This window comes from Actinotalea ferrariae (genome assembly GCF_019733465.1).
Taxonomy (GTDB): Bacteria; Actinomycetota; Actinomycetes; order Actinomycetales; family Cellulomonadaceae; genus Actinotalea; species Actinotalea ferrariae_A.
Window position 1 is genome coordinate 1 of record NZ_JACVQL010000187.1, and the last position, 7,357, is coordinate 7,357.

Here is a 7,357-nt window from a genome sequence, read left to right on the forward strand (position 1 = left end):
CCCCGACGCCCGAGCCGACGTCGTCCGCGTCCGCGTCCGCCTCGCCCGAGGCACCGCCGGCGCCCGACCCGGCGGCGTCGGCGGCGGCCTTCGCGGCGCTCGAGGCGGAGTTCGGTGCGCGGCTGGGCGTGCTCGCCGTCGACACGGGCACGGGTCGGACGGTCGAGCACCGCGCGGACGAGCGGTTCGGCCACGCCTCGACGCACAAGGCACTCTCCGCCGCGGCGCTGCTCGGCGCCCTGGCGCCCGGGGATCTCGACGAGCTCGTGCGGTGGGAGGAGGCAGATCTCGTGGCGTACTCGCCCGTCACCGAGCAGCACACGGGCACGGGGCTGACCTGGCGCGACGTCGCGGCGGCCGCCGTCACGCACAGCGACAACACGGCGGCCAACCTCGTGCTCGAGCGGCTCGGCGGACCCGCGGGCTTCGAGGCGGCGCTGCGCGCGCTCGGTGACGACGTCACGTCCGCCGACCGGCTCGAGCCGGCGCTCAACGACGTCGCGCCGGGCGACGAGCGCGACACGAGCACGCCCCGCGCGCTCGCCGCGGACCTGCGGGCCTACCTGCTCGACGGCGCGCTGCCGCCCGAGCACGCCGCGCTGCTGCGCGGCTGGATGCGCGACTCGACCACGGGCACGGAGCTCGTCCGCGCGGGCGTCCCCGACGGCTGGGACGTCGCCGACAAGTCGGGGACCGGCGCCTACGGGACCCGCAACGACCTCGCCGTCGTGCAGCCGCCCGGGGCGGACCCCGTCGTCGTCGCGATCCTGACCTCGAGGGACGTGCCGGACGCCGCGCACGACGACGCGCTCCTCGCCCGGGCGACCGAGGTCGCGCTCGCACAGCTGGGGATCGTGGACTGATCGACCGACTACCTTGCGTCGCTGACTAGTCAGCCATACTGTCTAGCCATGGACGAGGTGCGGTGGCCGGGCGAGTGGCTGCGCGGGGTGCTCGCGCTCTGCGTGCTCGCGGTCGTGGCGGAGGGCGAGACCTACGGGTACGCCGTCGCGCAGCGCCTGCAGGCGGCGGGGCTCGGCGTCATCAAGGGCGGCACCCTCTACCCCGTGCTGACGCGCCTCGAGGAGGACGGCCTGCTGACGTCGTCGTGGCGCGAGGGCGACGCCGGACCGGGCCGCAAGTACTTCGCGGTCACCACCGAGGGGCGCGCCGAGCTCGGGCGCCGCGCCGCGCAGTGGACGACCTTCACCGAGCGGGCCGCCGGCCTGCTGAGCCACGAGGGGGTACGGCCGTGACCGCTGACCTGAAGGACTACCGGGGCGAGCTGCTCCTCGCGCTGCGGCTCCGCGACGTCCCCGGGCCCCGGATCGCCGAGGCGCTCGCGGAGGTCGAGAGCCACGTCGCCGAGACGGGCGAGGACCCGCTCGAGGCGTTCGGGCCGCCCCGCGCGTACGCCGACCAGCTCGCCGACAGCCTCGGCCTCCCGCCTGGCGGGTCGCTCCGGCGTGCCCTGCTGACCGGGTGGACGTGGCGTGAGGTGGCCGTCGGGCTCGGCGCCTTCGCCGGCACGTCCCTGCTGGTGGACGGCTCGGTCGGGGTGGCGACGCGGGAGCCCGCCGTCCTCGGCCTGCCGGCCGTGCTGGTGCTCCTGGCCGGGGTGGCCCTGCTCGTCGCCGTGGGGACCTACCTGGTCCGGCGGACGACGCGGGACGCGGACCCCGTGCTGGACCCCCGGACCGGGCAGGACATGGCGCCGCTCCCCCTCTGGTCGAAGGTCGTGCTCGTCGGCCTCCCGGCGTCGCTCCTGCTGGCCGCCGTCGCCGTGCGGCTCCTGACGGCCTGACCTCACCTGGACGCCCGGGGCGGTCGCGTCGACCGGTCTGGGAGGATCGCCGCATGCCCGAGGACCAGCCCGACGTGACCGCCCCGACGACCACCGGCCGCCGCAGCCTCGCCGCCGAGAGCCCGGCGATCGCGCTCGGCCCGCTCGACGGCCGCTACCGCGCGGCCGTCGCGCCGCTCGTCGACCACCTCTCCGAGGCCGCGCTCAACCGCGAGCGCGTGCACGTCGAGGTCGAGTGGCTCGTCCACCTCGCGGCGCACCGCGTGCTCCCCGGCGCACCCACCCTCTCGGCCGAGGAGGTCGCGTACCTGCGCAGCGTCGTCCTCGACTTCGACGCCACCACGGTCGCCGAGCTCGCCGAGACCGAGCGCGTCACCGTGCACGACGTCAAGGCGGTCGAGTACCTGCTCAAGGCTCGCCTCGCCGCCGCGCCCGACGCGCTCGGCGCCGACACCGTGCTGCCGCAGGTCACCGAGCTCGTGCACTTCGGCTGCACGAGCGAGGACGTCAACAACCTCTCCTACGCGCTCATGGTCCAGGGCGCCGTGCGCGACGTCTGGCTGCCGGCCGCCCGGGGCCTCGTCGACGACCTCGCCGCGATGGCGCGCGAGCACGCCGCGGTCCCGATGCTCGCGCGCACGCACGGCCAGCCCGCGACGCCGACCACGCTCGGCAAGGAGCTCGCCGTCCTCGCGCACCGCCTGCGCCGCCAGCTGCGGCGGATCGAGCGGGCGGAGTACCTCGGCAAGCTCAACGGCGCCACGGGGACGTACGGCGCCCACCTCGCCGCCGTGCCCGACGCCGACTGGGTCGAGGTCTCCCGGACGTTCGTCGAGCACCTCGGCCTCACGTGGAACCCGCTCACGACGCAGATCGAGTCGCACGACTGGCAGGCCGAGCTGTACGCCGACGTCGCGCGCTTCAACCGCGTGCTGCACAACCTCGCGACCGACGTGTGGACGTACATCTCGATGGGGTACTTCGCGCAGGTCCGCGGCCAGGGGACGGTCGGCTCCTCGACCATGCCGCACAAGGTCAACCCCATCCGCTTCGAGAACGCCGAGGCCAACCTCGAGCTCTCCGACGCGCTGCTCGACAGCCTCGGCTCGACGCTCGTCACGTCCCGCCTCCAGCGCGACCTCACGGACTCGACGACGCAGCGCAACATCGGCCCCGCGTTCGGCCACTCCCTGCTCGCGATCGAGAACGTCCGCAAGGGCCTCGCCGGGCTCGACGTCGACGCGGCCGCGATGGAGCGTGACCTCGACGCGAACTGGGAGGTGCTCGGCGAGGCGGTGCAGTCGGCGATGCGCGCGGCGGGCGTCGCGGGCGTGCCCGGCATGGAGGAGCCGTACGAGCGTCTCAAGGAGCTCACGCGCGGACGCCGCATCACGGGCGACGACATGCGCACGTTCGTGCTCGGCCTCGGCCTGCCCGACGACGTCGCGGCGCGCCTCGCGGCCATGACGCCCGCCTCGTACACCGGCGCGGCGGCGGACCTGGTGCGGTTCCTCGACGCCTGACGCGGCTCGTCAGCGGCCGCCGGCGAGGCGACGGATGCGCGCGGCGACGTCGTCCGCGGTGTGCTCCGCGTCCTCGTCGGCCACGTCCCAGCACAGGTCCTCGAGGCGGTGCACGACGGGCAGCGTCTCGAGCTCGGTCGCGAAGCGGTAGCCCGCCGCGCCGACCCGCGGGACGAGCAGCAGCCGGTTCTCGTCGTCGGCGACGAGCGCCACGGCGGGACACCTCGACGACGTCGCCGCGCGCAGGCGCGCGACGGCGACCGCGCGGTGCCGCGCCGTCGTCCGCAGGTTCGCGCGCAGGCCCGAGACGGCCACGAGCGCGCAGAGCCCGCCGATCAGCCCGGTGGCGAGCATCGCGCCCGCGGCGCTCGGCGGTCGGAGCACGCCGGCGGCGATGAGTGACGTCGCCGCGAGGAAGCCTCCGGCGACCACGAGGAGGACCGCCGTCCGCGCGAGCCAGGGACGGCCGGGCAGCGACGTCAACGGCAGCGGATCGCGCACACGTCGATCATCCCAGGTGCGCCCGGCCGTGGTCGCCGTCCGGCTGCGCGCCCGGGGACCAACGGGACGTTCCGGACGAGTCGGCCGGGCGCGGTGTGAAGTGCGGTGTGAAATCCCGCCCCCCACGGCCCGGGGCACGGCTCCGCCAGCGACGCTGCCGCAGGCGTGCGCAGCCGGCACCGCGGGGTGAGGACCCCAGCGGCGGCTGCGACGCCGGTCGCGCGCTCTCCCTCTCGGGCAGACAGCGGCGACAGCCTGCCCGACATCTGGAGGAGACGTGGATCAGCAGTCCCGACCCGCACCGCGGGTCACCCCCGACCGACGAGGACGTGGGCGCGCGCGACGCGGTGCCACCGCCGTCGGCGCCCTGACCCTGGCGCTGCTGGGGACCGGCGTCGCGGCGCCGCTCACGGCAGCGGCCGACCCGGCACCGGTCCCCGCGGCGACGACGTTCGGCGTCGGCAGCGCGTTCAGCGGCTCGGCGCCGGACGGCGCGTGCGCCGTGACCGCGACCGTGGTCGGGGGCGCCGGCGGGCGCTCGGCGAGCGGCGCGGGTGGCGTCGGCTCCAACGGCGCCGGCGCGCTCATCACGGCGACGTTCCCGGTGCTGCCGGGCACCGCCTTCAGCGGCACCGTCGGCGGTGGCGGTCAGTCGCACTCCGGCAACGTCGCCGGCGCCGGCGGCGTCAACGGTGGCGGCCGGGGTGGCAACGCCGCGACCGACCACGCGGGTGCGGGCGGTGGCGGTTTCAGCGCCCTGTACCTCGGCGGCTCCGACGAGGCCGACCTCGCCGTGGTCGCCGGTGGTGGCGGCGGGAGCGGCGGTGGGCACTCGACCACCGACGACGGCTTCGGCGGCGACGCCGGCCGTCTGACGGCTCCCGGCACCGCAGCCGGTGATGCGGGGACCGACGGGCGCGACGCCACCGGCCAGCTCCCGGGCGGCGGCCAGGGCGGCACGGGCGCGGGCCCCGGTGCAGGCGGCGCGCACAGCACCGACGCCACGCTCGACGGCACCGCAGGCACGGGCCGCACCGGCGGCGCCGGCGCGGACGACCCGAACTACGACGCAGCCGGTGGTGGCGGCGGCGGGTACTTCGGTGCCGGCGGCGGGGCGTCGACGTCGATCAAGAACGGCGACAACAACATCAACGACGTCGCCGGTGCGGGCGGCGGCGGCGGCTCGAGCTTCGTCGCGGCCGGCGCCACGACCGTCACGTCGACGGCCCACGGCCGCCAGACGGGCGTGGGCGCGGGTCAGAACGGTTACGTCACCCTGGCCTGGGTGCCCTGCGCCTACGACCTCGCGGTCGCCAAGACGGCGGCCGTCGCCCCCGCCGGCGCGACGCCCGACGTGGCGCTCCCCGGCTCCACCATCACCTGGACCGTGACCGTGACGAACGACGGCCCGCAGGCGATGACCCGCGGCGACGTCGTCACGCTGACGGACACCCTCCCGGGCGCCTCGGCCGCCGTCCTGACCGGCGTCACCACGACGGGTGGCCTCAGCACGCAGCTGGAGCGCGGCCCGATCACGTGCGACGTCGCCGTCGGGGCACCGATGGCCGAGACGCTCACCTGCTCGCGTCCGTTCGCGCACGTGGGCGGCGCCGCGGACGGCGTGCGGGGTCTCGACGTCGGCGAGCGGCTCACCGTCACGTACACGCAGACCGCCACGGATCCGGCCGGCACGGTGCTCGCCAACACCGCGGAGGTCACGGACCGCGGCCTCCCGGGCGACAACACGGCCACCGCGACGGTCACCGTCGCCGGCCCGCCGTCCGCCACGGACGACGCGGACCTCGGCAACACCATCGGCGAGGTCGTGGCCGTCCCGGTCCTGGCCAACGACACCCCGGGCATCGCCGCCGGCACCGTCGTGCTGCAGGACGGCGCCGCGTGGGTCACCGAGCTCGTCGTCGACGGCGAGGGCACGTGGACCGTGGCCGGTGGCGTCGTCACCTTCACGCCCGAGCCCGGGTTCCTCGTGGACCCGACGCCCGTGACGTACCGCATCACCGACGCGAACGGGCTGACGGACACGGCCGAGGTCACGGTCACCTACGTGCCGACGGCGACGCCGGACAGCGACCTCGCCAACCCGATCGGCACGCCGGTCACGGTCGACGTGCTCGCGGACGACCTCGGCGACCTCGACCCGACGAGCGTCCGGCTCGTGGGCCCGACCGGCCCGGTCACGACCCTCGTGGTCGCCGGTGAGGGCACGTGGACCGTCGACCCGGCCACCGGTGCCGTGACCTTCACGCCCGAGGCGGGCTACGAGCTCGACCCGACGCCGGTGACCTACCAGGTCACGGACTCGACCGGTGACACGGTCGGCGCCACCGTGACGGTCGGCTACGCCCCCGACGCCGTCGACGACGAGGACCGCGGCAACGTCATCGGCGACGCCGTGACGCTCGACGTGGTGGGCAACGACGTCGGCGCCATGGACCCCACGACGGTCCGGCTGCTCGACGGGACCGACCCCGTCAGCACGCTCGTGGTCGCCGGCGAGGGCACGTGGACCGTCGACCCCGTCACCGGAGCGGTGACGTTCACGCCGGAGGCCGGCTTCACGCTGAACCCGACGCCGGTGACGTACACGGTCACCGACGTCACGGGTGACGCGTCCACGGCGACGGTGACGGTCACCTACCTGCCGGTCGCCGACCCCGACGTCGTCACCGGCGGGACGATCGGTCAGCCCGTGACCGTGCCCGTCCTGCCGAACGACACCGGCACGCTCGACCCCGCGTCGGTGCGCCTCGTCGACCCGGCCACGGGTGACCGCGTGACGACCCTCGTCGTCGCCGGGCAGGGCACGTGGACGGTCGACACGACGACCGGCGCGATCACGTTCACGCCCGAGAGCGGCTTCCTCGGCAACCCGACGCCCGTCGGCTACGAGGTCCGCACGACGGCGGGCGACGCCGCGCTCTCGACCGCCACGGTGACGTACGTGCCGCAGGCGCTCGACGACCGCAAGGACGGCAACCCGAGCGGGAGCACCGTCACGGTCGACCCGATCGGCAACGACCGCGGCGTGTTCGACCCGACGTCCGTGCGGCTCGTCACGCCGGGCACGGGTGCGCTCGTGACGACGCTCACGGTCGCCGGTGAGGGCACCTGGTCGGTCTCGGCCACGACCGGCGCGATCACGTTCGCGCCGCAGGCCGGCTTCACCGGTGACCCGACGCCGGTCACCTACCAGGTGACCGACCTCGCGGGGAGCACGACGACGGCACAGGTGCGCCTCACCTACACGGCGCCGGCCGCGCCCGCCGTCGCCGGTGCCGCGGGTGGCCTCGCCACCACGGGCTGGTCGCCCGCCGTCCCGGCGGGAGCGGCCCTCGGCCTCGTGCTGCTCGGCGCGCTCACCGTCGCGGCGACGCGCCGCCGGGCGCTCCGCTGAGCCGGGCGCGGGGGACGGGCGACCCGCCCGTCCCCCGCGTCGGTGCGGGGATCCGCACGCTGACCCAGACGGCCGCGCACGCCACGGCCACCGCGGTCACGAAGAGCGCGGGGT

General features: G+C 76.0%; 6 protein-coding genes. 5 read left to right on the forward strand and 1 reads right to left on the reverse strand.

What is annotated here, in order from left to right; genetic code table 11:
* From bla to purB, 4 genes are all read left to right on the forward strand, one after another.
* Nucleotides 1–863, forward strand: an 863-nt coding sequence (gene bla, locus ICW40_RS14545) for a class A beta-lactamase (RefSeq protein ID WP_221654737.1), incomplete at its 5' end; no start/stop codon positions are given.
* A 48-nt stretch (nt 864–911) separates the two neighbouring features.
* The gene (locus ICW40_RS14550) at nt 912–1,256 is read left to right on the forward strand and encodes a PadR family transcriptional regulator (RefSeq protein ID WP_221654738.1); all 345 of its coding nucleotides are present in this window, start codon (nt 912–914) and stop codon (nt 1,254–1,256) included.
* On the forward strand, nt 1,253–1,804 hold the full coding sequence (locus ICW40_RS14555; RefSeq protein ID WP_221654739.1) for an HAAS signaling domain-containing protein: 552 nt from the start codon (nt 1,253–1,255) through the stop codon (nt 1,802–1,804). Before ICW40_RS14550 ends, ICW40_RS14555 begins: the two co-directional genes overlap by 4 nt.
* Before the next feature lie 53 nt (nt 1,805–1,857).
* Complete coding sequence (purB, locus tag ICW40_RS14560) at nt 1,858–3,327, forward strand: adenylosuccinate lyase (protein ID WP_221654740.1); 1,470 nt, start codon at nt 1,858–1,860, stop codon at nt 3,325–3,327.
* A 9-nt stretch (nt 3,328–3,336) separates the two neighbouring features.
* Here purB and ICW40_RS14565 read toward each other — a convergent pair whose 3' ends face one another.
* Nucleotides 3,337–3,828: a hypothetical protein gene (locus ICW40_RS14565; protein ID WP_221654741.1), complete on the reverse strand. Its 492-nt coding sequence runs from the start codon at nt 3,826–3,828 to the stop codon at nt 3,337–3,339.
* A 277-nt stretch (nt 3,829–4,105) separates the two neighbouring features.
* Between ICW40_RS14565 and ICW40_RS14570 the strand changes: the two genes are divergently transcribed.
* The gene (locus tag ICW40_RS14570) at nt 4,106–7,243 is read left to right on the forward strand and encodes an Ig-like domain-containing protein (protein WP_221654742.1); all 3,138 of its coding nucleotides are present in this window, start codon (nt 4,106–4,108) and stop codon (nt 7,241–7,243) included.
* The last annotated feature ends 114 nt before the right edge of the window (nt 7,244–7,357 follow it).